Here is a 23961-nt window from a genome sequence, read left to right as displayed (position 1 = left end):
GCCGGACCCCAGGAGGAGCGACCCGTATGGAATCGCCACACGGAGTGCTTGAGGCCGCCCGCTCGATCCGCCCCTACCTCGCCGAGTTGGTCGGTCCCGTCGCCGCGCCGCCGCTGGACGCCCGGCTGGCGGACGCGCTGGCCGGCATGCCGCGGGACCCGGTCGCCGCGTCCGAGGCCGTCGAGCGGCTGCGCGAGGCGCTGTTCGCCGACCCGGCGACGCGGTCGTTCACCGAAGCGCTGCTCGAGGACTCGCCGCGTTTCCGGCCTGTCTACGTACGCCCGAGCAAGGGGAGCAGGGGCGGCGACGGGCCGCCGCCCTCCGCCGCGGGCGACGTCGGGCCCATCGAGGCCGAGCGCTTCGACTGCCCCCAGGGGAACGACTACACCTGGTACCGCGAACAGGTCGGCTCACCGGTGCCGGAGTGCCCGACGCACAGCGTGCCGGTGGAACCGGAGGAAGGGCGGCGGTGACAGGTGCGTTCCACTCGGCGGTCGCCGGGCGGCTCGCCGCTTCCTGGGCCCAACTGTCCGTGCAGGCGCTGGCGTTCTGGCTGACGGCCGGGGCGACCTGGCTCGCCGGGCGGCACAGCCTGGCCCCTCTGCGGGACGCCGCCAAGGCGCTCGACCACCAGACGCCCGTCGCCCAGGGCGGAATCCTGCTGGCCGGACTGCTGACGGTGGGAGGATCCGCACTGCTCGTGCAGCAGGCGGCACGGCCGGTGCTGCGGGTTCTGGAAGGGTACTGGCCCCGCTGGGGATGGCCCGTGCGCAGGCTGTTGACGGCACGGCACGTGCGCCGGGCCGAGCGGGACAAGGCCCGTTGGCAGGACCTTCACCCCCGAGTGGTGACGGTCGGTTCCGCAGGCCCCGCCAGTCGCCCGACCCCGAGGGAGTTGGAGGAGTACGGGCGGTTGGAACGGCGCCGCCGGTCACGCCCCTCGGCCGCCGAGTGGTTCATGCCCACGAAGGCGGGCAACATCCTGCGGGCGGCCGAGCGGCGCGTGCGCGACAAGTACGGACTCGATGCCGTGGCCCTGTGGCCGCCGCTGTGGCAGGTACTGCCCGACCACGCTCGGCAGGACGTCGGCAGAGCCGGCGCCGAGCTGGAGCGGACCGTCACTGCGATGATCTGGGCCGTGCTGCTGTGCGTGCTGTCGCCATGGGCACCCTTGGCGGCTCCGATCGGCATCGTGGTCTGCGCGGCGGCACTCTTCGGCGGCCTTCCCGTGCGCGCGAGGTTCTTCGCCGAGATGATCGAGACGATGTTCGATCTGCACCGGCCAGCGCTGTACCGACAGTTGCGCTGGCCGTTGCCCCGCGACCCGCGCGACGAACAGACCGCGGGCCGTCAGCTCACCTCATATCTGTGGCGGGGTTCGGACCGTGCCGAACCCGTGTTCACCGATGCGGAGGCCGGGCCGTCCTGAGCGCGGGCGGACAGGACGGCCCCGCGTCAGCGCAGGCTCTGCACCGCCTTCTCCAACCGGCCCATGCCCTCCTTGATGCGCTGGTCGCCACGGGTTTTCAGGGACTGATCGACGAACGGTTTCTTCTGCGCCGCCATGTAGTCACCGAAACCGGCGGCGATATGGACCACACCGGCCACGGCGTGCCCCAACGCGGCAAACGGACGTGCCAACTTGACCCCCGACGAGCACGGTCTCGACACGAACGCGTCGCATCGACTGGGACGATCCCTGGTGAGGTTGTGGCCCACTGCGGACGCGCATAACCGACAGGACGCACGAATACGCACATCGTCGCATCATCGCCAGGTCGACTGTCGTACAGGGAGTGCGCTCACGCCGCCAGAGCACCGATGCGCCTACTCTAAACGTCGCCCGGTTTCCTACACCAGCTCCTGTTCACCGGCGGGGTCCGGCGCACGCTGGCGCTCTCCTACGAGCCGAAGCAACTGGACGCCGCCCTGCGGGACGTCCAGCGCAAGAAGGCCAGCGTCATCAGCACCACACGTCCGTGGTGCGCGCAGTGGCACGAGCACCCGGAGGCCGTCGCCCGGCTCCCGTCGTTGCGGACACTCTCGGCTACCACGACAAGACCACCACCCGCCTGCTCAACGAGACCGGAGGGACGTGGAGCCGATACGCCGCTGGAAATCACACACGGGCACCAGCAGGCTGGGTTCCACGGGGAACTGGTGGCAGCTGAACACGAGAGTCCACCAGCAGCGCGGCATGGTCCGCGCTGGTCGGTCCCTCAATGGGATGGCCCCCGAGTACTGCCGGTAGTGGGTGGGGGCTGGCCCCACCCCGGTCAACCGGACAGCCGGATGGCCGGGAGAACACCGTGTCAGCGAGCGTGGGGCTGTCCCGAGCAAGTCGCCTACAGAGAAGGCAAGATCGTGCGCATTGTCACTGTCACCGCCGTCGCACTGGCCTTCGCCGGCCAAGCCGCGCCGGCCGCCACCGCTCACCAGCCGACCACCGACGGAATCTGGCGCATGGACGGCTACGGCACAGTGCTGTTAATCCGGAACGGATCCTTCCAGGAGTACCAGACCACCGCCGTCAGCTGCCTCAAGGGCGACTCCGCGCAGCGGACCGGCCCCGGCACCTACACCACGCCCGACGGCACCGTCCTCACTGTGCGTGCCCAAGGAGGCCGCGACCGCGGGTCCATGCGGGTGGACGGCTCCGTCGGCGAGCGGAACCTGCGCCGGATCCCGGAGTTGCCCGACGCCTGCATGCGTCCGGCCCCCAAGGGGCAGCTCGCTGCCTTTGACGTCTTCTGGCGGTCCTTCGAGGAGAACTACCCCTTCTTTGCCGCCAAGGGCATCGACTGGCACGCCGTACGCGACCAATACCGGCCCAAGGTGCACGCGAAGACGACCAGGGACGAGCTCTACGCCGTGTTCAGCGAGATGGTCAAGCCGCTCTACGACTCCCACGTCGCCGTTCAGGACGGCGACCGCGTCTTCGCGCAGGTCCGCCCCGGCACCGTCGTGCCCACCCAGGAGTTGGACACCAAGGTCAAGAAGTTCATCGTGGCGCACGACCTCAAGGACGCCCGGAACCTGCAGGACTTCGCCAACGGGCGGATCACCTACGCCGACCTCCCCGGTGGACAGGGCTATCTGCGGATCTCCGGCTTCGGCGGATACGCGGGCGATGGCGCCCCCTACGCAGCCCAGTTGGCCGAGCTCGACAGGGCGCTGGATACGGTCCTCAGCCAGGAGCGCACCCAGCGCCTGAAGGGCCTGGTCATCGACCTGCGGATCAATGGCGGCGGCTCCGACTCCCTGGGAATCCATATCGCCGAGCGCCTCACCGACACCCCCTACGTCGCCTACTCCAAGCGGGCCCGCAACGACCCCGCCGACCCCACCCGGCACACCCGCCCCCAGCCCGCGTATGTCACGCCTGCCCAAGGCCCCCGTTACACCGGGCCGGTCGCCGTGCTGACCGGCGGCTCGACCGTCAGCGCGGGGGAGACCTTCACCCAAGCCCTCATGGACCGGCCCGGCAAGACGGTCCGGATCGGGCAGCCCACACAGGGCGTCTTCTCGGACGTCATGCAGCGCAAGCTCCCCAACGGCATGTCGGCCTGGCTGCCGAACGAGGAGTTCCTGACCCGCTCGGGCAGGACCTTCGACGGCACAGGCATTCCTCCGCACCTCACCGAGCCGGTCTTTACCAAGGACGAGTTCGACAAGAAGAGAGACTCGGCCTTCGACGGGGCTCTGAACGTCCTGCAGAACTACGGCGGCACCACAAGCTGACGCAGGAGCAGCGGGACTGGGGGACAACCCGCTGCTGATCACGGAAAGTCACCACCACGCTCAGCAGCACCGACAACTCGCGACAGTTGAATACGCGAGCCCACCAGTACTGGGGTCCCAGTCGAGATGACGACTGGGCCATCGCAGGTCTTCACCCGCCCAGAGCTCTCGAAGCCGTCGAAGCCGACGGCCTCCGCCTCTGCCGGACCGGGATCGGCCAGACCCCCTACCTCTCGGACGAGACGGGCCTGCGTCCTAAGAGGTCGTTTCTTATGGCGTGATCGTTCCTTGAACCGTGCGTGACGGACCTGATTGAGCGTTTGGTGCCGGACGAGTTGTGGGTGCTGTTCCGGCGGGTGGTACCGCCGACGGAGGTCATACGTCCGCAGGGTGGTGGCCGGCGTCGGGCGGGTGACCGCGAAGCATTGGCCGCGATCATTTTCGTGGCGACCTCGGGCTGCACCTGGCGGCAGCTGCCGCCGGTGTTCGGCCCGAGCTGGCAGACGGTCTACCGGCGCTTCGCTCAGTGGAGCCGGGCCCGGGTCTGGGCCCGGCTCCACCGCGTCGTCCTCGACGAACTCGGCGCTCGCGGGGAACTGGACTGGTCGCGCTGCGCGATCGACTCCGTCAGCATGCGGGCTGCAAAAGGGGGCCTCTGACGGGACCGAATCCGACCGACCGTGGCAAGCCTGGATCGAGAATCCACTTGATTACCGACCGGAACGGACTGCCGCTCTCGCTGGGCGTTTCCGGCGCGAACATGCACGACAGTCTCGGCCTTGAACCGCTCGTGCGGGGCATCCCACCGATCCGGTCCCGGCGAGGACCTCGCCGACGGCGCCCCGGCAAGCTCCACGGAGTCAAGGGCTAGGACTACGACCATCCGCGCCGCTGGCTTCGCAAACGCGGCATCCGCCACCGCATCGCACGCAAGGGCATCGAGTCCTCGCAGCGGCTAGGCCACCACAGGTGGGTCGTCGAGAGGACCGTGTCATGGCTCGCAGGCTGCCATCGGCTCCATCGCCGATACGAGCGCAAGGCTGAACACTTCCTCGCCTTCGTCGGCATAGCCGCAGCCCTCATCTGCCACCGCCGCCTCACCAAATGAAACGACCTCTAAGGACTTGGTGTGGCCTGCTGCAGGAGTTCGATGCCCAGTTCGTCGGTACGGTCGGCTTGTCCGGTGAGGCGGTGGACCAGTACCCATCTGCCGTCCGGCGTGGCACCGGCGAAAACGGAGGCGTCACCGGTGGCACCGTTGTGCCAGAGCACGGTGCCGGCTCTCTGCCAGGACAAGGCGGGCTCCCCCAGTTCCTGTTCTACGAGGAGCTTGGTCACCAAGTGAGCGGTGGCCCGCGGGGTGGCCCAGAGCCCGCCTGCGGGCAGGATAGCGCCTGTCATGGTCCAAGGACGACGTGGGCGGCCGAACAGCCTGCGGCTGTGGAGGCACCTGTCCGGCGGCGGAGCGCTCGTTATATCGGTGATGTCCAGAGGGGCAAGGACGTAAAGATCCAGAAGGTCTTGGTAGGACATTCCTGCGGCGGAAGTCAGCGCGGCTCCGAGGATGGCGTATCCGAGGTTGGAGTATTCCTCGGTTTGGCCCGGGGCAGCGGTGGTGAAAGCGTCCAGTCTCTGGAGCACGGCATGCAGGGCGGCATCGTCGAAGGCGGCGTACGGGTCGCGCCGTTTCACCTGCGGGGGGAGCCGTGGCAGGCCGGAAGTGTGCTGGGCAAGATGCCTCAAGGTGATGCCGGTTCCCCTCGGAACGGGCAGGAACTGCTCCAGTGGGGTATCCAGTTGGAGCACACCGCGCGCGGCCAGCTGGGCCAGCGCGGTTCCGGTGAGTGTCTTACTCAGAGACCCGATCTGGACGTATGCGTCAAGATCATGTCCATGCAGGGCTTGGGGGGCTTGGCTGCTGCTGAGGATGCAGGTGGCGATGGGGCGCATAGGAGGCTTTCAGCGGAGGGGACGGGGAAGCGAGCGAGAGCAACAGCACCGCCGCAGAACACTGTCCCTCCGTCGAGCAGGAGGACTTCCCTGTCCAAGCGCGGAAGGTGGGTCCGTATCAGAGGTTCGGGGAGAGACTGCCAGGGGGCGGCGGGCATCTGGGGTCGGGCGCGAACGTGGATTTGCTGAATCGCGGCCTGGCAGAAGCCGCAGTCTCCATCGAAGACCAGTAAGGGGCGCTGCGCGGGGGCACCGTCCAGGGCAGTGTCGTCCACGGGGAGGAGTTCCTCTCGTTCATGAGGAGCGGGGCGGCGGGGGGCGCGTTGTGGGGCGGCAGTCGCAAATGGCTGGGAAGGCAGCTCTCTCATCCGGCTCGTAGCCAGCTCCCGAGAAGGGGCTCCCGGTGCCTCGAGGGCGGTACCGCGGAGAGCTACCAGTCTCCGTTCCATCAATCTGACATGGCGGCGGGCGAGGAGGTGCGCGAACGAAGCGTGCGAGCAGCCCGTGCGAGATGTCGACCTCGGCTGTGTGTAGACGCTTGAGGCACCCAAAAAACTGACGCCTTGTATTCGTTGCCACCGGCGGCAATCACCACGGTCCTCTCGGCCAGGCTGCCGGGAACCGACGCGTTGAGGGCTGCCGCGGCGACACTCGCGGCACGGGCCTTCCATCGGGCGGCAGTTGAAGGAACCGGTGCCTCGGTCACCCGCAGATCCGTCACGTCGGACCAGGACCGTTGCAGCAGGTGGGGCCAGGACGACCTGCGGGGCCTGCGGGCGAGAGAAGTACGCCAAGTGCCGGCGAACGCGAGGGCGTACCCAGGTACGTCTCTCCCTGCGGGTGATGCTGGGGCGACATAGATTCCAATTCAGCTCTCTGCTCTTGGACGGCAGCCGGGAGGCGGCCGGTGCCGGAGCTCCCGAACTGGTCGGCAGTTTTGACTGGGCTGCAGGCCCGTGCGGATGCGGCCGGTTTGATCACTTGGGACGTGAACGTCGACTCCACCATCTGCCGGGCCCATCAGCACGCGGCCGGTGCCCGGCGGGACAGCCGAGCCCAGCAGGCGCCGCCTGGCGGCAAGCGGTCAGAACCCGACGACCATGGTCTGGGCCGGTCTCGCGGGGGCTGGACGACGAAGATTCACCTGGCCTGCGAGCAAGGGCAGAGGCCGTTATCGCTGCTGATCACAGCAGGGTGCGGGGCGACAAGGCGTATTCGTCGCGCGCGAACCGTGCATACCTACGTGGGCGCGGGATCCTCTGCACGATCCCGGAACCTGCCGATCAGGCCGGCCACCGCAAGCGCCGGGGAACGGCTGGCGGGCGGCCTCCGGCCTTCGACCGCGAGGACTACAAGGCCCGGCACGCGGTTGAGTGCGGCATCAACCGGCTGAAACGGAACCGGGCGGTGGCGACCCGGTTCGACAAACTTGCGGTCCGCTTCGAGGCGACGATCCTCATCGCAGCTATCAACGAATGGCTCTGACCTGGCGTGCGTTCTATCCCCTTTCGCGGGTGCCCGCAGCGATCACTTCGCTCGTTGGGAGGCACTCAATCGACCTGGGTTCGATGGTGACGATGACAGGCTCACCTCGCTCGACAACTGATAGGCCGGGCGAGGTGAGCCTGTTGGTGCGACGAACCAACGAATCTCCGGGCTGGTCTCGCGGGACAGCCCGGAGAGCAGTCAGCTGAGCCGGGTTGTGGCGTACGCCTCGATGGCGTCGCGCTGGTAGACGGCCAGGCCCGGTGCGATCGCCTCGTACGCGGCGCGCCAGGCGCTGTTGTCCACGCAGGAGCGTCCGATGGTGCGGTACTCCTCGGCGGATACGGGCCGCAGTTCGGTCATGGCCTGGTACTGGGCGTCGATCTGGGCCTGCACGGGCGCGGCGTCGGCCGGGTGGCCAGCGGCCATCAGGTCGGCCAGCAGGATCATCTGTGTCGTGCGCTCGCGCTGTCCGGCCTCGATGTCCTGCGGGGTCATTGCGGCGACCGAGCGGGCGACTTCCTGGGCGTGCTCGGGGAAGTCGCGCAGGCTCTCCTGGTACTGGGAGGGCTGGATGCCCTCGAACAGGTTCTCCGGTCGGTTGATGGTCATGGGATTGCCGTCCTTCCTGGACTGTTCCAGTTCGGCGATCGTGCGGGAGACGGTGCCGGCCAGGGCGTCGAGCCGGTCACGCTCGGCGAGCAGCCACCGGTGGTGGCCGCGCAGGGCGTCCACCTCGTCGACCTGCTCGGCCAGGATCCGGCCGACCTCGACAAGCCCCACGCCCAGTGCCCGCAGTACGAGAATCTGCTGCAGCCGCAGCAGCTGGTGCTCCCCGTAGTAGCGGTGGCCGTTCGCCCCGATCCGGGCGGGCGGCAGCAGGCCGACCTCGTCGTAGTGCCGCAAGGTCCGGGCGGTCACACCCGACATCCGAGCGACCTCCGCAATAGGCCAGTCCATCGCCCTCTCCCTCACGATCGCGTCACAGGGCCGACTTCTCCGGCCCTGTTAAGGACGGTAGAAGCTGCCGCAGCGGCAACCGCAAGCCCGCACCCTCACGATCTGGATGACGGCCCGTGACTTTCCCCGACGGCCCCACCCAGCACACCAGCAATTTTCAAAACACGGCCTAGCCGACACTGCCGCTTAGACACGCCGATCAACCTCGAACCAAGTTACTTTGCCGACGCTCAGCCGGGTCGCGCCCCAGCGCCGGGCCAGCTTGTTGACCAGGTACAGGCCGCGGCCGCCCTCGTCGGTGGCTCTCGCCTGGCACAGCCGGGGCAACTGCGGCACGTCGTCACCGACCTCGCAGCGCAGCACGTCCGTGCGCAGCAGCCGCAGCGTCACCGGACGCGTGGTGTAGCGCACCGCGTTGGTGACCACCTCGCTGACCAGCAGCTCCACCGAGTCCGTCAGCTCCTCCAGGCCCCAGTCGGCCAGCGCCGCACGGGCCAGCCGGCGTGCCTTGCCCGGCGCCGCGTCCTCCGCGTCCAGCGACCAGCACTTCACATCGCTGGACGCGATCCCCTCGAAGCGGGCCGCGAGCAGGGCGATGTCGTCGTCCCGGTCGCCCGGGCCGAGCATGTCCAGCACCTCGTCGCACAGGGCTTCCAGCGGCGGCGGGTGGTCGGGGCCGGTCAGTTGCGCGGTCGCGGTCAGCCGCTCCCGCAACTGCTCTATGCCCGTCCACACGTCCCGCAGCCGGGACTCCACCAGGCCGTCGGTGTACAGCAGCAGCGTGGCTCCGGCGGGCGCGTCCAGCTCGACCGCCTCGAAGTCCACCCCGCCCACGCCGATCGGCGCGCCCGGCGGCACCCGCAGCACCTCCGCGGTCCCGCCCAGAAGGGCTTCGCCGAACGCGTGGGCAGGGCCGTGCGGGCAGGATCGTGGACGGTGGAGGTACGCAACCGAGCGCATCACCAGGTCGCCTGCCATCTCGTCCACTTCAGCCGACACAAGGATGGTCTCTGGCTCTTCGGAGAGGCAGCAAGTCTGGCCCAGGTCGAATGGCGCCGGGCCTGCGTCCCGCCAGCCCGCAGCGACACGCTTATCGACACGTTCGAGGACGAGGAGCAGGAACGCAAGACGCAGTGGATCAAGAGGATCAAGAAGAACGTGGAAGATCTTCTTGGCCAGCACGACAGCTTCGTAGTCGATCACCATCAGGCCGAGGTGATGGCCGGTGTCCTCGGTCAAGCCCGAGCTCTTCACGTTCGAGCTGCCATCCAGGAGCTCTACAAGAGCGGCAAAAACGCCTGCAACGGCGTCGGAGACGTCCGTCAGCTCCGCGTCACACGAGCTCCCTGAGAGGTGTCCCGTAAGTGGGATTCAGCGGTCGGCGAGGTCAGAGGAAGCACAGCGGCACGTTCTTCTCGTGGCCCCATGAACGGCCGGACAGGTCCTAGGAAGTCACGGTATAGCGACGGCATTCGCGCAAGGTTCAGCAGTAGCGGATGATGCTCCCTCAGCACCAGAACGATCATGGGGGGACCATGAGAAGTCGTACAGCAGCGTGCGCAGTGTTGCTCATCGCAGCCACCGCAACCGCCTGTGGCAGCAGCGGGCAGCCCGCACCGCGGATCACCATCACCAGGACGGTGACCGCATCGCCGAACGCTGAGACCGCCGCCGGCCCGAACGACGGCGTCCTCAGGATGGGCGCGAAGAAGGCCATCGACGACGTCGAGAACAACGTCCACACCACCGTCCAGGCCGTGGAATACCAGCAGCCCTACAAGGGACCGCAGCCGCAGAAGCCCGAGGACTTCCAGGGCGGAGACACCTGGGCAACCGCGAGCGTCAAGGTGTGCAACGTCAGCGGCGCAGACATCACCGTCGATCAGACCGTCTGGTCCCTGGCCTACGAGGACGGCACCAGCGTCGAGATCACAGGCAGTACCGGCGGAGACATGCCCAAGCCGGAGTACCCGATGGGCAAAACCGTGAAGCCCGGACGCTGTGCCGCCGGCCTCGTTACGTTCCCCGTGTCCAGCAAGAAGCGGCCCGAGCGAGTCGTCTACGAGCCCGATGGCGCCGAACCCGTCGAGTGGTCTGTCCCCAAGGCATAGAAGGAAGGGGGGCGCCCGTGAGCGGCAATCCGCACCGCGGGCGCCCGCCTCACCGTCACACAGAGAGCTCTCGGCCTGCCCCGCGCTGGATCTGCGGCGGCAACATCCCACCAGCGTGGTCGAGCGTCGTCACGCTCTCTCCGAATCCCGTCCTGAACGTCAAACTGGGTCAAGCGTCGAGTTCGGAGCCGTGGAGGCCCTCATGAAACGAGCATCCGCCGTGCCTTGTCTGCTCGGAGTCTTCGCCCACCCGGACGACGAATCCCTTCTCGCGGGCGGCGTCCTAGCCCAGCACGCCGCAGCCGACGCACGCACCGCGGTCGTCACCGCCACCTGGACGGCGAACAGCCACCGAGCCACCGAACTCACCAACGCCCTCGCCATCCTGGGCGCCGGCACACCACGACTGCTCGGCTACGCCGACGCCCGCAACCCCACCTCGGCACCCGACGGAGCCGTACGCCTCATCGACGCGCCCCTGGACGAGGCCGTCGGCCGCCTGGTCGCGCACATCCGCGAGGTCCGGCCCGACATCGTGATCGGCCACGACGCCCTAGGCCAGCTCACCGGGCACCCGGACCACCGGCGCGCCCATCAGATCACCCTCCTCGCCGTCGAGGCCGCCGGCTTGCCGCACCTGTATCCCGCCGCCGGCGAGCCCTGGCAACCGGCCGCCCTGTACACGGCCACGCACGCCGAATCCGGCCTCGGACGTCTCGGCCCGCTCCTTCAGAGCGTGGGCAAGACGCTCCTCGCGGTACCGGACGCGTACGTGACCACAACCGTCGACGTCTCACCGTGGGCCACAGTGAAATGGTCCGCGATCCTCGCGCACCGCGGAGAAGTCGCCCGTGAGCGGTCCCTGCCCGGCCTGCTCGCCCGCCTGCCCGAAGCCGAACGCACCGAGATCATCCGCACCGAGTGCTTCACCCGGCTCTCCCCCGGCCCCTCGCCGGGCGATACGCGCCGACTCATGGCCTGACCGAGCCCCGCCCTTCTCTACAGCCCCCTGCAGAGAAGGGATGATGGTCACCGTCCCTGGTCGCCGAGCAGACGACGCGCATCCACCGGGCTGCAGGGCCGATGCGCACACCGGCGGCCGCCTGGTCGTCGGAGAGCGAGGCTGGCTCAGCTTGCAGACGCCAGGAGGGCGCCGGGGCGAGGGCAGGCGTGGACCGGGCGGCCGAAGCGGGGCTGGTGCGAGCCAGCGGCCGCCGAGTACCACTGTGCAGCCAAGCTGAGCGAATGAGCGGGGGGGGCAGGATGGCCGCCGGGGCCAGGATCTACTCTTGACCGGGAATGTCGCGGTGAATCAGGCTGACTGTCTCCTGCTCTGGCACCCGAACCAACCTCATGGCCCGTCGCTGGTGTCGGTGGGCCGGACGTGAGAAGGCTATCCGCGCGAGCAGCAGAACCACTTCCCTTCAGCAAGACGACCGGCCGGTGGCCCCGCTCGTCCCTTATGCGGGGCTCGTAACGGGGTTGGTTGACCTGCATCGCACTACGCTGCGGTGCTGGTCGCATGGATGGGGAGCAGGTTCGGTGATGCTTCTTCAGCTCCTTCCCTGCCGGGGCCCCTACGCGGGGAGCAGGCCCCGTGAGCTGCCGCTTTACTCGGACTGGGGACCTATTTTTAGAACTTCCAATGAAACCGGCTTTTTCGTAACAAGGCCCGCCACACCGGCCATTTTCCGCATAGCGCCCACGCACTCACCGCCAAGATCACCCAAATGGCCGATGCGGAGTTTACTGGGGCAGAGAGCGATTCTGTCGGATCGGCGCACTCACTGCACGGCCCGCGCTTCTCGAATCCCCTGCAGGTCGAGCGCAGCAGGAGACACCACGCGATGCTTGAGCTGACCCTGCCCCACGCACGACGGAGACAAGCGGAGCGAGCACAAGCACCTGTCCCCCTCCACGTGACCTTCGCAGCCGCAAGGTCGATACTGCCGACAGTAGTACTGCGATCCCGACGTCACGGACCACCCACCGACACCTGACGACCCATCACGAAAGTCAGCACGAAGTCAGCATCAGGACCGCCGGAGCCCGCCTCAGGCCACCAAGGACCACCAAGATCAAAAAGCGAGCTCACCCAATCTGACCAGCGAAGACGCTGCTCAGAGGCCCGCCTGCTAGCCTCACCAGGAGACACCGATGAAGATGTTGATCAACGTCCCCGAGACCGTGGTGGCGGATGCGCTGCGGGGGATGGCTGCCGCGTATCCGGATCTGAACGTGGACGTGGAAAACCGGGTGATCGTCCGCCGGGACGCGCCCGTGGCCGGGCAGGTGGGGCTCGTCTCCGGGGGCGGGTCGGGGCATGAGCCGCTGCACGGCGGGTTCGTCGGGCCGGGCATGCTCGCGGCGGCCTGTCCGGGAGAGGTGTTCACCTCGCCGGTGCCGGACCAGATGGCGCGGGCCGCGGCCGCCGTGGACAGCGGGGCCGGGGTGCTGTTCATCGTGAAGAACTACACCGGCGACGTGCTCAACTTCGACATGGCCGCCGAACTCGCCGAGGACGAGGGCATCCAGATCGGCAAGGTCCTCGTCAACGACGATGTCGCGGTCACCGACAGCCTCTTCACCGCCGGCCGGCGCGGCACCGGTGCGACCCTGTTCGTGGAGAAGATCGCGGGCGCGGCGGCGGCCGAGGGGCAGCCGTTGGAGCGAGTGGAGGCCATCGGCCGCCAGGTCAACGACAGCTCGCGGAGCTTCGGCGTGGCCCTGAGCGCCGTCACCACCCCGGCCAAGGGCTCCCCCACCTTCGATCTTCCGCCCGGCGAGCTGGAGTTGGGCATCGGCATCCACGGTGAGCCGGGGCGGGAGCGGCGCCCGATGATGACCTCCGGGGAGATCGCGGACTTCGCGGTGAACGCCATCCTGGAGGACATGCCGCCGCGTGGCCCGGTGCTGGTCCTGGTCAACGGCATGGGGGCCACTCCGCTGCTGGAGCTGTTCGGCTTCAACGCCGAGGTGCAGCGGGTGCTGGCGGAGCGGGGTGTGGCCGTCGCCCGCACGCTCGTCGGCAACTACGTCACCTCCCTCGACATGGCGGGCGCCTCCGTCACGCTGTGCCAGGTCGACGAGGAACTCCTGCGGCTGTGGGACGCGCCGGTGCGGACCCCCGCACTGCGCTGGGGTATGTGATACGGCGGAGGCAGTGGTCAACATCCCTACCAGCCAAGGAGATCCAGTGCTCGACGCCGACTTCTTCCGCCGTTGGATCACGGCTGCCGCCGCGTCCGTGGACCGGGAGGCGCAGCGGCTCACCGCTCTCGACTCGGCCATCGGCGACGCCGACCACGGCAGCAACATGCAGCGCGGTTTCACGGCCGTGCTCGCCACCCTGGAGAAGGAGGCGCCGGACACTCCGGGTGCCGTGCTGACGCTTGCCGGGCGCCGGCTCATCTCCACGGTCGGCGGCGCGTCCGGACCGCTGTACGGCACGCTGCTGCGCCGGGCCGGGAAGGCGCTCGGGGAGGCGCCCGAGGTCAGTGAGGCGCAGTTGGCGGAGGCGTTGCGGGCCGGGGTGGACGGGGTGACGGCGCTCGGCGGGGCCGCGCCCGGCGACAAGACGATGCTGGACGCGCTGATCCCGGCCGTGGACGCGCTCGGCGACGGCTTCGACGCCGCGCGCCGGGCCGCCGAGTCCGGTGCGGTGGAGACGACCCCGATGCAGGCCCGCAAGGGCCGGGCGAGCTATCTCGGGGAGCGCAGCATCGGTCATCAGGACCCCGGTGCCACCTCGTCCGCCCTGCTGATCGCGGCGCTCGTGACGGCCGCGGAAGGAGCTTCCGATGAGTGAGGAACAGCGGGTCGGGATCGTGCTGGTGTCGCACAGCGCCGAGGTCGCCGAGTCGGTGGCCGGACTGGCGAAGGCCCTGGCAGGCGGTGCCACGGCCGTACCGGTCGCCGCGGCGGGCGGTACGGAGGGCGGCGGTTTCGGCACCAGCGCGGAGCTGATATCCGCGGCGGCCGCCGCCGTGGACCAGGGCGCGGGGGTCGCGGTACTCACCGACCTGGGCAGCGCGGTGCTGACGGTGAAGGCGCTGCTCGCCGAGGGCGACGAACTCCCCGACGCCACCCGTCTGGTGGACGCGCCGTTCGTCGAGGGCGCGGTGGCCGCCGTGGTGACGGCGGCCACGGGTGCCGATCTGGACGCGGTGGTGGCCGCCGCGACGGAGGCGTATGCCTACCGCAAGGTGTGAGCGCCGGGCCGGCTCCCATCACGGGGGCCGGCCCGCACACCGTCAGCCTGTGCGTCCGACGAACTTCCTGGCCAGTTCCTCCCCCTTGGCCACCGCGTCCCCGTGGTCCTCGATGGGACGCGCCCGCGCGTCACGGAAGACGATGTACGTGACGCCGGACGGGGTGCCGCCGTCGCGCGGGTCGGGGTCGATGCCGAGGGCGCGGGCGGCGGCGTAGGAGGCTTCGCCGATGAGGTCGCGGGGACCGGTGTCGCCGACGACCGCGTATGTCACCCGGTCGCGGTAGAGCACGGCGGCCACGGAACCGCCCCGGACGCCGTGGGCACTGTGGTCCCAGATGGCGCTGGTGGGCGGGATCACGATGTAGGGCAGCCGCTCGGCGTCGAGCGGGCGGCCGTCGGACTGCGGGAAGGCGGTGGCCGGGGAGAAGTAGGGGTCGGTGCGGCGGTTGCAGCGGGTGCCGGGCCGGCCGTCGCAGTCGATGTCCAGGTCCGCCTTCCAGAACACGGCGTCGCGGGTGCCGCACACCGGGATCTTGGCGGGGCCTCCCGCGTCCTCGCGGTAGCGGCCGTGGGAGACCTGTGCGCAGTCGCGCGTCCTGGCCCGTAGTTCGGCCGCGGTCACCGGTGTCTCTCGGCGGGCCGCCGGCCGTTCGCCGAGGGGTACGGCAGCGGCGGCGGGCGGCAGCGCCGGGGCGAGCAGGACGGCACCGGCCAGGACCGGCGTCAGCGACGGAACACGCACGCTGGAGAACCTCCCGTTGGGGACATTTCAGACACCATCACCCACGCGGGTGGCGCGAAGGGCGCACGGTTGCCGTCATGAGGCCGGACGGGGCATGTTCTGCGGCCGGATGGAGCAGTTCACGGGGGTCCGGAGGGCCGGACCGGCGAAGGCCCGCCCCCCGGCCGCCCGCGTCGGCGCGGGTTCGGCGACGACAGCGTTTCCGCGCCACGGGCATGAACTCGACCCCGTCTCGGGGCAGTTCACGCCTCAGGAAGACCACAGCATACGTAACGCCCGGACGCTTCCACCACCGCGACCCCCTTGCCACGAGAGCCTCGCGGGCGCCATATTGGTCCGGACCTTTGCCGCCGGGCCTCCGGGAGGCAGCGCCGTGCGACGTGTTCCCCTCCGCCCCGGCCGCCGGGTGCCGGTCTGCGCGGTCCTTCTCCTGGCCCTCTCCTGCGGTCCTGCCGACAGCGGGGCCGACGCCGGCCCGGCTCCTGGGGCGCCGACCGGGGTCACCGCCGACGCGGGGAGCGCCACCAGCATCCATGTGATGTGGAACGCGGCCGGATCAGGCGTCCACACCTACGAGGTATATCGGGGCACCACGAAAGTCAGCGAAGTACCGGCTGCGCAGCACATGGTGGATGTCACCAGGCTCAAGCCGTCCACCCCGTATGTCTTCACCGTACGGGCCCGGAGCGCGGACGGGCGGCTCGGGCCGCCGAGCCGTGAGGCGCGGGCCCGGACACCCGCTTCGGTGGCGGCGGACCACTCGGCGCCGAGCCGCCCCGAGCACGTGACCGGACGCGTGGTGGACGGCCGCGCGGTCCAGCTCTCCTGGGCGGCCGCGCACGACGACCGGGGCGTACGGTCGTACGCCGTCCAGCAGGACGGGGTGAAGATCCACGGCGTGGGCGGGGGCCAGACGGCGACCGTGGTCACCGGACTGCGCCCCGGCACCCGCTACACGTTCACCGTCCGGGCCCAGGACGCGGCGGGCAACCTCTCGCCCGTGAGCGCACCGGTCCGTCTCACCACGCCGGGCACCGGCGAGCGCCGGGGCACCGCGCCGACCGGCTTCACGGTGACCTCGCGCCGCTCCGCCGGGTCGTACTACCTCGATCTCGCCTGGGACCCGCCGGAGGTGGACGGAGTGATGACCGAGTACCAGATCCGGCTGGACGGGGGCACGGACAGTTCCCTCGTGTGGGGCGGCACGCCGCCGCGCGGCCGGGCGCACCACAGCCTGTACGCCGGGCGGGAGGCCGGGGAGGTCCACCGGGTACGCCTGCGGGCCCGGCTGCCCGACGGCACCTGGGGCGGCTTCTCGGCGGAACGGACGGTCACGACGGGCCGCTGACGGCGGCGAACGCCCGGACGGCGCAGTGCTTCACCTGTGCGGACGCCCTGCGCATGCGGCGCCTCACGGGGCCGCGTTGGCTGCTTCTGGGGCAGCACGGATGTTCCCGACCCCGGCGGCGCATGGGACGTACCGCCACCGTGCCGCCGGAGGCGAGCCCATGCGCTACTCCCGAATCATCTCCCGTTCCGCCGCACCCTTGGCCGCCCTCGCGCTGCCGCTCGTGCTCGCCGGGCCGTCCGCAGCCGTGTCCGGCATCTCCGTCAGCACCTCGGGCGCCAACGTGTCGGTCGTGACCAGCGCCTGCGCCCAGAACAACGGCAGTTGGGGCACCGCCTCGCTGCTGAGCAGCGGGCGGACGAGCTTCGCCCAGGGGCGGCAGGTGGCGCTGTCGGGGACGACGGTCAGTCAGTCGGCCGCCTGGTCGGGGGTGGCGCCGGGGACGTACACGGTGATGGTGGTGTGCTCCAACGGCGTGTCGGCGGGCACCCAGGTCGTCATCGTGTCCGCGGCGTCCACCCCGACCGCCGCGGCCAGCGCCGCGGTCAGGCCCGCGCCCTCCCGGGGCGTGCTGGGCGGTCTGGGCGGCTCCGCCCGCGACTACGGCGCGCTCACCCTGGGGGTGGGCGCTGCGCTGGTGGGGTCGGCGGTCATCACGGGCGCCTGGTTCCTGCGCCGCCGGCCGCGATCCCACCGGCGGTACTGAGTGGGGACCGCATCAGTGCTCCGGCTCACCGGGCGGTTCCGGGAGCTCCTTCAGCGCCTCGGTGAGCCACTGGGCCCAGAAGGTCTCCAGGTCGATCCCGGCCCGCAGGACCAGATGGCGCAGCCGGTCCTGCGGGGAGTCCCGGCCGGGTGGGAAGTCGCGCTTCTCGATCTCCCGGTACTCGGCCAACTGGCTTTGATGCAGGTCCAGATGGCGGCGCATGTCGGCGGCCAGGCCCTCCGTGCCGACCACTGCCGCCGCGCGCAGCCTGAGTAGCATCGCGTCCCGCATCGGCTTGGGGTCCTGGGGCACGGCGGTCCAGCGGGCCAGCTCGGCGCGGCCCGCGGGCAGAACCTCGTAACTCTTCTTCTGCCCACGGGCCGGCTGTGTGGACGCCAGCGCGCGGATGAACCCCTCGCCCTCCAGCTTCCCCAGCTCGCGGTAGATCTGCTGGTGGGTCGCCGACCAGAAGTAGCCGATCGACTTGTCGAACCGCCGGGTCAGTTCCAGACCCGAGGACGGCTTCTCCAGCAGGGCGGTGAGGATGGCGTGCGGGAGTGACATGGGGTCATCCTAGGGACGCTAGGGCCTAGAAGGACGCCGCGAGCTCGGTGCCCTGCTTGATGGCCCGCTTGGCGTCGAGCTCGGCCGCCACGTCGGCGCCACCGATCAGATGGGCGCTGTGTCCGGCCGCGATCAGCTCGTCGTACAGGTCGCGGCGCGACTCCTGGCCGGTGCACAGGACGACGGTGTCGACCTCCAGGACGCGGCTCTCCTCGCCCACGGTGATGTGGAGTCCGGCGTCGTCGATCCGGTCGTAGCGCACGCCGGGGACCATCGTGACGCCCCGGTGCTTCAGCTCGGTGCGGTGGATCCAGCCGGTGGTCTTGCCGAGTCCGGCGCCGACCTTGCTCGCCTTGCGCTGGAGGAGGTGGACGGAGCGCGGGGTCACCGGGCGGCTGGGCGCGGCGAGGCCGCCGGGGGCCGCGTAGCCGGTGTCGACGCCCCAGGCGCGGAAGTAGGTCTCGGGGTCCTCGCTGGCCTTGTCACCGCTGTCGGTGAGGAACTCGGCCACGTCGAAGCCGATGCCGCCCGCGCCGAGCACGGCGACCCTGTCGCCGACGGGGGCGCCGTCCCGCAGCACGTCGAGGTAGCCGACGACCCGCGGGTGGTCGATGCCGGGGATCTCGGGGGTGCGCGGGGTGACGCCGGTGGCGACGACGACCTCGTCGAACCCGGTGAGGTCGCCGGGGGTGATCCAGGTGTCCAGGCGTACGTCGACGCCATGGGCGTCGAGCTGGTGGCGGAAGTAGCGCAGGGTCTCGTCGAACTCCTGCTTGCCGGGGACCTTGCGGGCCACGTTGAGCTGGCCGCCGATCTCGCTCGCGGCGTCGAACAGGGTGACCTGGTGGCCGCGTTCGGCGGCGGAGACCGCGCAGGCCAGGCCGGCGGGTCCGGCACCGACGACGGCGACGCGCTTGCGCAGCCGGGTCGGGGTGAGCACGAGCTCGGTCTCGTGGCAGGCGCGGGGATTGACCAGGCAGGAGGTGATCTTGCCGCTGAAGGTGTGGTCCAGGCACGCCTGGTTGCAGCCGATGCAGGTGTTGATGGCCTCGGACCGGCCCTCGGCGGCCTTGGCGACGAAGTCGGGGTCGGCGAGCATCGGGCGGGCCATCGACACCATGTCGGCGCGGCCGTCCGCGAGCAACTCCTCCGCGAGTTCCGGGGTGTTGATGCGGTTGGTGGTCACCAGCGGCACGGACACCTCGCCCATGAGCTTCTTGGTGACCCAGGTGTAGGCGCCGCGCGGCACGGAGGTGGCGATGGTCGGGATACGGGCCTCGTGCCAGCCGATGCCGGTGTTGATGATGGTCGCGCCGGCCGCCTCGACGGCCTTGGCGAGGGTGATGACCTCGGGCAGCGAGGAGCCGCCGGGCACGAGGTCCAGCATCGAGAGCCGGTAGACGATGATGAAGTCCTCGCCGACGGCCTCGCGTACCCGGCGGACGATCTCGACCGGGAAGCGCATCCGGTTCTCGTACGAGCCGCCCCAGCGGTCGGTGCGCTGGTTGGTGCCGGAGGCGATGAACTCGTTGATGAGGTAGCCCTCGGAGCCCATGATCTCCACGCCGTCGTACCCGGCCTGGCGGGCGAGGCGGGCGGTGCGGACGTAGTCCTCGATGGTCCGCTCGATGTCGGCGTCGGTCAGCTCGCGGGGGACGAAGGGGCTGATCGGCGCCTGGAGCGCGCTCGGGGCGACCAGGTCGCGGTGGTAGGCGTAGCGGCCGAAGTGCAGGATCTGCAGCGCGATGCGGCCGCCCTCGCCGTGGACGGCGTCGGTGACGACGCGGTGCTGCTCCGCCTCGGCGTCGGTGGTGAGCTTGGCGCCGCCCTCGTAGGGGCGCCCCTCGTCGTTGGGGGCGATGCCGCCGGTGACGATGAGGCCCACTCCCCCTCGGGCGCGGGCCGCGTAGAAGGCCGCCATCCGCTCGAAGCCGCGCTCGGCCTCCTCCAGGCCCACGTGCATGGAGCCCATCAGGACGCGGTTGGGCAGGGTGGTGAATCCCAGGTCGAGCGGGGACAACAGGTGCGGGTAACGGCTCATCGGGCCCTCCGTGGGGGTGTGGTCGCCTCTTGTTTGTAGAGCAAGCGCTCACCTTTTTGCAACTAGTTGCATAAGGGTGGGACGGAGGGCACATGGGCTGGGGGTACATGGGCGTGGTGCACGTGGGCCGAGGGCACGTGGGCCTTGGCCACATAGGCGGTGGGCACATGGGCCTTGGCCACATGGGCGGTGGACACATGGGCCTTGGCCACATGGGCGGTGGGCACATGGGCCTTGGCCACATGGGCGGTGGGCACAGAGGTGGCGGGCACATGGGCGGAAGCCACGTGGGCCGGGCCCACACAGCAGAGCGCCCCGACCGACGGGGGTCGGCCGAGGCACCTCGTACAAGGGGGGGTTCGGTCAGCGGCTGCCCAGCAGCAGGTGGAGTTCCCGCTCCTGGTCGCCGGAGGCCTTGACGGTCTCCTGGACGGTGAACATCTCGTCCAGCGCCTCCCGGAACCGGTTGACCGCCCAGTACCCGCCCTGCACATCCGCCTGGACGGACGAGCTGAGCTTGGCCGGCGGGCACGTCCCGGTGTGGGACTCCGCGATGTCGTACGTACCGAGCCACACCATGGGGCGAGTCTCGTCCTGCTGCTGCGGGGTCTCGCCCGCGTCACGGTCCGACGCGAAGCAGGTGCTCAGCACATCGAAGACCACACGTGCGTCGTCCGGCGAACACCCGCTGATCTCCACCGAGACGGTTTCCGGGTGCGATGCCTCCGTATTCGTCATGTCCGCTCCTTTCCTGGCCGTGCGCGCTGGTCGGGTACCCCGGCCCACGCCGGCCATCCCCCTGGAAGTCGGCGGACCCGGGAAGTCAGCTCCGGGTGAACTTGTACGTCTTGCTGTCCGTGATCACACAGAACCCTGGCGAGACGACGATCACCCGCAGGACACCGCTGCGCCGGTCGTAGTCGATGCCCTCGGTCTCGAAGCTGCCCGAGCAGGAGCTGCGCAGCGGCAACTGGCGCAGGGCCGTCACATGACCGGAGACGTTCGAGGTGCCGTTCGGCGCCGCCGACAGGTCGATCTGGAGGAGCGGCTTGGTCATGCCGAACAGCGTGCCCTCCGGGTCGTCGGAGGAGCAGAGCAGCGTGGTGGGCCCGGAGAAGTCGCAGCCCTGCACATCGCGTACGGGGTGGTCCAGGGTGACGTTCGAGGCCAGCTTCAGGTCGGCCGAAGGCGAGGTGGCCGCGTTGACGCCGGGGGTGGGGAAGACCAGCAGGCGGTTCATGGTGCCCCACTCGCCGGAGAGCATCCACTGCCCGTCGGGCGAGATGGCGGACCAGGAGTTGTTCATGGCCTCGCCGGGGGCGAGCGTGTGCACGTACTCCGACCAGGCACCGCCGGGCGCCTGCACCCGGTACATCTTGGAGTTGCCCGAGTCCCGCTGGTAGGGCTCGATGTAGTAGCCGTTGTACGAGGCGTCGGGGTCGCCGACGTGGTTCCAGCCCCGGCTGGAGACGCCGACCGGGATGGTGCCGATGCCGGTGTAGCGGTTGGGGCTGTTGGCCGGGACCTCCACGGAGGTCAGGCCCTGGCTCTCGGTCAGCGGGTCGGCGCGGTCGGAACCGGTCTCGGTCCAGACGTCCGCCGCCGAGGCGGGGGCGGCGGAGCCCAGGGATACGACGGCGGCGGTGGCGAGGGTGACGAGTCCGGCGAGTAACGCGCGGCGGCGTTCTCGGGCAGGGGCGGGCATGGGCCGACTCCTCGGTGAGGGGGGTGGGGACACTCGGTCGGCGCACAGTCTGGCCCGCCCAGGTAGGCATGTACAGACCAACCAAGGAAGATGGCGGTGAACTCTCCCGGCTCAGTGGGCGACGGGCGCCGCACGCGTCGCACGGGTGCGGCGGCCGGGGAGTACGCGGGAGGCCGGAGTGAGAGATGGTGGACGCTGAGGCCGCGGAGGACCACGGCCTCGGCGAGGCAGGTGTGAGCGCGGTACGACAAGGGGAGTCGGCACGGGGGACGGCGTGCCGTGCGGACGGGCGAAGGCGGTGCGTGGCATGAGTGCAGCCGAGACTCAGGCGGCCGGGAACGGCGAGCCCGAGCGCGGCCCGGTGCGGCCCGGCGGCCTGCTCGACATGCTGGGCGTGGCCTCCGTGGTGCTGGACGACCGGGGCCGCATCGTGCTGTGGAGCCCCCAGGCCGAGGAGCTGTTCGGTTACACCGCCGGGGAGGCGCTCGGCCGGTACGCGGCCCGGCTGATGGTGCACGAACGGCACATCGAGCTGGTGGGTGAGCTGTTCGAGGACGTGATGCGGACCGGGCAGAGCTGGGCGGGCGGCTTCCCCATCCGCCGCAAGGACGGCACCACCCGACTGGTCGAATTCCGCAACATGCGCCTGCTGGACGAGCGGGGCGACGTCTACGCGCTGGGCCTGGCCGCCGACCAGTCGACGGTACGGCGGCTGGAACACGACGTGGCGCTCTCCGAGCGGATGGTGCACCAGTCCCCCATCGGGCTGGCCGTCCTGGACACGGCGCTGCGGTTCGTGTCGGTCAACCCGGCGCTGGAGCGGCTCAGCGGGGTCCCGGCCGAGCGGCACGAGGGGCGCATGCTGCGCGAGGTGCTGCCGCTGCTGGACGCCGACGTGATCGAGGAGGCGCTGCGGGAGGTGCTGGCCACCGGGGTCCCGGTGATCGACCGGATGGTGGTGGGTCGTACCCCGGCCGACCCGGACGCCGGGCACACCTGGTCGCTGTCCCTGTACCGCCTGGACGACACCCTGGGCAATGTGCTCGGCATCGCCCTGTCGCTGGTCGACATCACCGAGCAGCACCGGGCGGCGGTGGAGGCGGAGAACGCGCGGCGCAGGCTCGCCCTGATCGCGGACGCCTCGGCCCGTATCGGTACGACGCTGGAGCTGGAGCGCACCGCGTGCGAGCTGGCCGAGGTCGCCGTGCCGGCGCTGGCCGACGTGGCCGCCGTCGATCTGCTGGACGCGGTGGTGGAGGGCAGGCGCAGCACGCTCGGTCCGTCCGAGCCCGCCGTGATCCGGGCCCTCGCGATACGCCCGGACGACGGCGGCGACGCCGTACAGGCGGCGGACAGGCCCGGCGGGATCGCCTGGTACGGCCCGGACCGTCTGGTCACCGAGTGCGTGCGGACGGCCGAGGCGGTGCTCGTGTCCCGGGTGAAGGACGAGGACCTGCCGCGCATCGCCCGCTCCCCGGAGGCCGCGGTGATGCTGAGCCGGGCGGGCCTGCACTCGTATCTGGCGGTGCCGTTGATCGCGCGCGGGGAGGTGCTGGGCGCGCTGGACCTGAAGCGGACCCGGAATCCGGCGCCTTTCGACGAGGACGACGTGCTGCTGGCGCGGGAGCTGGCGGCGCGGGCGGCGGTGCAGATCGACAACGCGCGCTGGTACCAGAACGCCCGCAGCACCGCGCTGACCCTCCAGCGCAGCCTGCTGCCGAGCCATCCGCCGGTGACGGCGGGGCTGGAGGTCGCGTCCCGCTACCAGCCCGCGGGGTCGACCAGCGAGGTCGGCGGTGACTGGTTCGACGTCATCCCGCTGGACGGCGACAAGACCGCTCTGGTCGTCGGCGACGTGATGGGCAGCGGCATCAGCGCGGCCGCCACGATGGGCCTGCTGCGCACCGCCACCACCACGCTGGCCTCGCTCGACCTCGACCCGTCACTGCTGCTGCAGCAGTTGGACAAGGCCACGGCGGCGACGGAGCACTCCATCGCCACCTGTGTGTACGCCGTCCACGACCCCCGACAGCGCCGGTGCCTGATCGCCAACGCCGGGCACCTGCCGCCGGTCCGGATACGTCCGGGCCGGGAGCTGGAGCTGCTGGACCTGCCGACGGGGGTGCCGCTGGGGGTGGGCGGGGTGGGGTTCTCCACCGTGACCGTCGACTTCGAGCCCGGTGACGAGCTGGTGCTGTACACCGACGGTCTGGTGGAGACCCGCAGCCACTCGCTGGACGAGCGGCTGGAGCGGCTGTTGTCCCTGCTGGCGGGCGCCCCGGACCGCCCGCTGGAGGAGGTCTGCGAGCGGCTCCTGGACACGCTGTACCAGCCCGACAACCACGACGACGTGGCTGTGCTCATCGCCCGGGCCCGCGAGCTGTCGTAGGCCGCG

Annotated in this window: 21 protein-coding genes and 3 pseudogenes; 14 read left to right on the top strand and 10 right to left on the bottom strand. The window is 70.3% G+C overall.

Annotated features, from left to right (window positions below):
• Window positions 1–26 precede the first annotated feature (26 nt).
• Entirely contained in the window at window positions 27–473 is a 447-nt protein-coding gene (locus HEK131_RS13910; protein ID WP_244335341.1) for a hypothetical protein, read from the top strand.
• On the top strand, window positions 470–1429 hold the full coding sequence (locus HEK131_RS13905; protein WP_244335340.1) for a hypothetical protein: 960 nt from the start codon (window positions 470–472) through the stop codon (window positions 1427–1429). Before HEK131_RS13910 ends, HEK131_RS13905 begins: the two co-directional genes overlap by 4 nt.
• A gap of 26 nt (window positions 1430–1455) precedes the next feature.
• Here HEK131_RS13905 and HEK131_RS13900 read toward each other — a convergent pair whose 3' ends face one another.
• Window positions 1456–1608, bottom strand: coding sequence for a hypothetical protein (locus HEK131_RS13900; protein WP_244335339.1), 153 nt, complete (start codon window positions 1606–1608; stop codon window positions 1456–1458).
• 756 nt (window positions 1609–2364) lie between these two features.
• Between HEK131_RS13900 and HEK131_RS13895 the strand changes: the two genes are divergently transcribed.
• Both HEK131_RS13895 and HEK131_RS13890 read left to right on the top strand, forming a co-directional pair.
• Complete coding sequence (locus HEK131_RS13895) at window positions 2365–3741, top strand: S41 family peptidase (protein WP_244335337.1); 1377 nt, start codon at window positions 2365–2367, stop codon at window positions 3739–3741.
• Between the two features lie 308 nt (window positions 3742–4049).
• Window positions 4050–4849 (top strand): annotated as a pseudogene (locus HEK131_RS13890) (IS5 family transposase).
• A gap of 8 nt (window positions 4850–4857) precedes the next feature.
• Here HEK131_RS13890 and HEK131_RS13885 read toward each other — a convergent pair.
• Window positions 4858–5691 (bottom strand): serine hydrolase domain-containing protein, encoded by an 834-nt coding sequence (locus HEK131_RS13885; RefSeq protein ID WP_244335335.1) that lies wholly within the window; start codon window positions 5689–5691, stop codon window positions 4858–4860.
• A gap of 952 nt (window positions 5692–6643) precedes the next feature.
• Between HEK131_RS13885 and HEK131_RS13880 the strand changes: the two are divergent.
• A pseudogene (locus HEK131_RS13880) lies at window positions 6644–7176 on the top strand (IS5 family transposase); the annotation flags it as partial.
• Window positions 7177–7377: 201 nt separating this feature from the next.
• On the opposite strand, the gene HEK131_RS13875 reads toward HEK131_RS13880, so the two are convergent.
• Both HEK131_RS13875 and HEK131_RS30130 read right to left on the bottom strand, forming a co-directional pair.
• The gene (locus HEK131_RS13875; protein ID WP_244335334.1) at window positions 7378–8136 is read right to left on the bottom strand and encodes a MerR family transcriptional regulator; all 759 of its coding nucleotides are present in this window, start codon (window positions 8134–8136) and stop codon (window positions 7378–7380) included.
• A gap of 186 nt (window positions 8137–8322) precedes the next feature.
• Window positions 8323–9021: pseudogene (locus tag HEK131_RS30130) on the bottom strand (ATP-binding SpoIIE family protein phosphatase); the annotation flags it as partial.
• Between the two features lie 51 nt (window positions 9022–9072).
• Here HEK131_RS30130 and HEK131_RS13860 point away from each other — a divergent pair.
• The 6 genes from HEK131_RS13860 (at window position 9073) to HEK131_RS13835 (ending at window position 14458) form a co-directional block, all read left to right on the top strand.
• Window positions 9073–9486 (top strand): hypothetical protein, encoded by a 414-nt coding sequence (locus HEK131_RS13860; RefSeq protein ID WP_244335332.1) that lies wholly within the window; start codon window positions 9073–9075, stop codon window positions 9484–9486.
• A gap of 215 nt (window positions 9487–9701) precedes the next feature.
• Complete coding sequence (locus HEK131_RS13855; RefSeq protein WP_244335330.1) at window positions 9702–10247, top strand: DUF4352 domain-containing protein; 546 nt, start codon at window positions 9702–9704, stop codon at window positions 10245–10247.
• Between the two features lie 202 nt (window positions 10248–10449).
• Window positions 10450–11229, top strand: a complete 780-nt coding sequence (locus HEK131_RS13850; RefSeq protein WP_244335328.1) for a PIG-L deacetylase family protein — start codon at window positions 10450–10452, stop codon at window positions 11227–11229.
• A gap of 1175 nt (window positions 11230–12404) precedes the next feature.
• On the top strand, window positions 12405–13397 hold the full coding sequence (gene dhaK / locus HEK131_RS13845) for a dihydroxyacetone kinase subunit DhaK (protein WP_244335326.1): 993 nt from the start codon (window positions 12405–12407) through the stop codon (window positions 13395–13397).
• Window positions 13398–13443: 46 nt separating this feature from the next.
• Entirely contained in the window at window positions 13444–14055 is a 612-nt protein-coding gene (dhaL, locus tag HEK131_RS13840) for a dihydroxyacetone kinase subunit DhaL (RefSeq protein ID WP_244335324.1), read from the top strand.
• Complete coding sequence (locus HEK131_RS13835; protein WP_217464203.1) at window positions 14048–14458, top strand: PTS-dependent dihydroxyacetone kinase phosphotransferase subunit DhaM; 411 nt, start codon at window positions 14048–14050, stop codon at window positions 14456–14458. Before dhaL ends, HEK131_RS13835 begins: the two co-directional genes overlap by 8 nt.
• Before the next feature lie 42 nt (window positions 14459–14500).
• Here HEK131_RS13835 and HEK131_RS13830 read toward each other — a convergent pair whose 3' ends face one another.
• Window positions 14501–15202 (bottom strand): glycoside hydrolase family 75 protein, encoded by a 702-nt coding sequence (locus HEK131_RS13830; RefSeq protein ID WP_244335322.1) that lies wholly within the window; start codon window positions 15200–15202, stop codon window positions 14501–14503.
• A gap of 373 nt (window positions 15203–15575) precedes the next feature.
• Between HEK131_RS13830 and HEK131_RS13825 the strand changes: the two genes are divergently transcribed.
• Window positions 15576–16550: a fibronectin type III domain-containing protein gene (locus HEK131_RS13825; RefSeq protein WP_244335320.1), complete on the top strand. Its 975-nt coding sequence runs from the start codon at window positions 15576–15578 to the stop codon at window positions 16548–16550.
• 160 nt (window positions 16551–16710) lie between these two features.
• On the top strand, window positions 16711–17256 hold the full coding sequence (locus HEK131_RS13820; RefSeq protein ID WP_244335318.1) for a hypothetical protein: 546 nt from the start codon (window positions 16711–16713) through the stop codon (window positions 17254–17256).
• 12 nt (window positions 17257–17268) lie between these two features.
• On the opposite strand, the gene HEK131_RS13815 is transcribed toward HEK131_RS13820, so the two are convergent.
• From HEK131_RS13815 to HEK131_RS13795, 5 genes are all read right to left on the bottom strand, one after another.
• On the bottom strand, window positions 17269–17820 hold the full coding sequence (locus HEK131_RS13815; RefSeq protein ID WP_244335316.1) for a PadR family transcriptional regulator: 552 nt from the start codon (window positions 17818–17820) through the stop codon (window positions 17269–17271).
• Window positions 17821–17845: 25 nt separating this feature from the next.
• On the bottom strand, window positions 17846–19861 hold the full coding sequence (locus tag HEK131_RS13810; protein ID WP_244335314.1) for an NADPH-dependent 2,4-dienoyl-CoA reductase: 2016 nt from the start codon (window positions 19859–19861) through the stop codon (window positions 17846–17848).
• Between the two features lie 62 nt (window positions 19862–19923).
• The gene (locus HEK131_RS13805; protein ID WP_244335312.1) at window positions 19924–20133 is read right to left on the bottom strand and encodes a hypothetical protein; all 210 of its coding nucleotides are present in this window, start codon (window positions 20131–20133) and stop codon (window positions 19924–19926) included.
• Between the two features lie 91 nt (window positions 20134–20224).
• The gene (locus tag HEK131_RS13800) at window positions 20225–20599 is read right to left on the bottom strand and encodes a hypothetical protein (protein WP_244335311.1); all 375 of its coding nucleotides are present in this window, start codon (window positions 20597–20599) and stop codon (window positions 20225–20227) included.
• Between the two features lie 85 nt (window positions 20600–20684).
• Complete coding sequence (locus HEK131_RS13795; RefSeq protein WP_217464195.1) at window positions 20685–21566, bottom strand: hypothetical protein; 882 nt, start codon at window positions 21564–21566, stop codon at window positions 20685–20687.
• 307 nt (window positions 21567–21873) lie between these two features.
• Between HEK131_RS13795 and HEK131_RS13790 the strand changes: the two genes are divergently transcribed.
• On the top strand, window positions 21874–23955 hold the full coding sequence (locus tag HEK131_RS13790) for a SpoIIE family protein phosphatase (protein ID WP_244335310.1): 2082 nt from the start codon (window positions 21874–21876) through the stop codon (window positions 23953–23955).
• Window positions 23956–23961 lie beyond the last annotated feature (6 nt).

This window comes from Streptomyces seoulensis (assembly GCF_022846655.1).
GTDB lineage: Bacteria > Actinomycetota > Actinomycetes > Streptomycetales > Streptomycetaceae > Streptomyces.
This window is presented reverse-complemented; position numbering and strand designations above follow the sequence as displayed.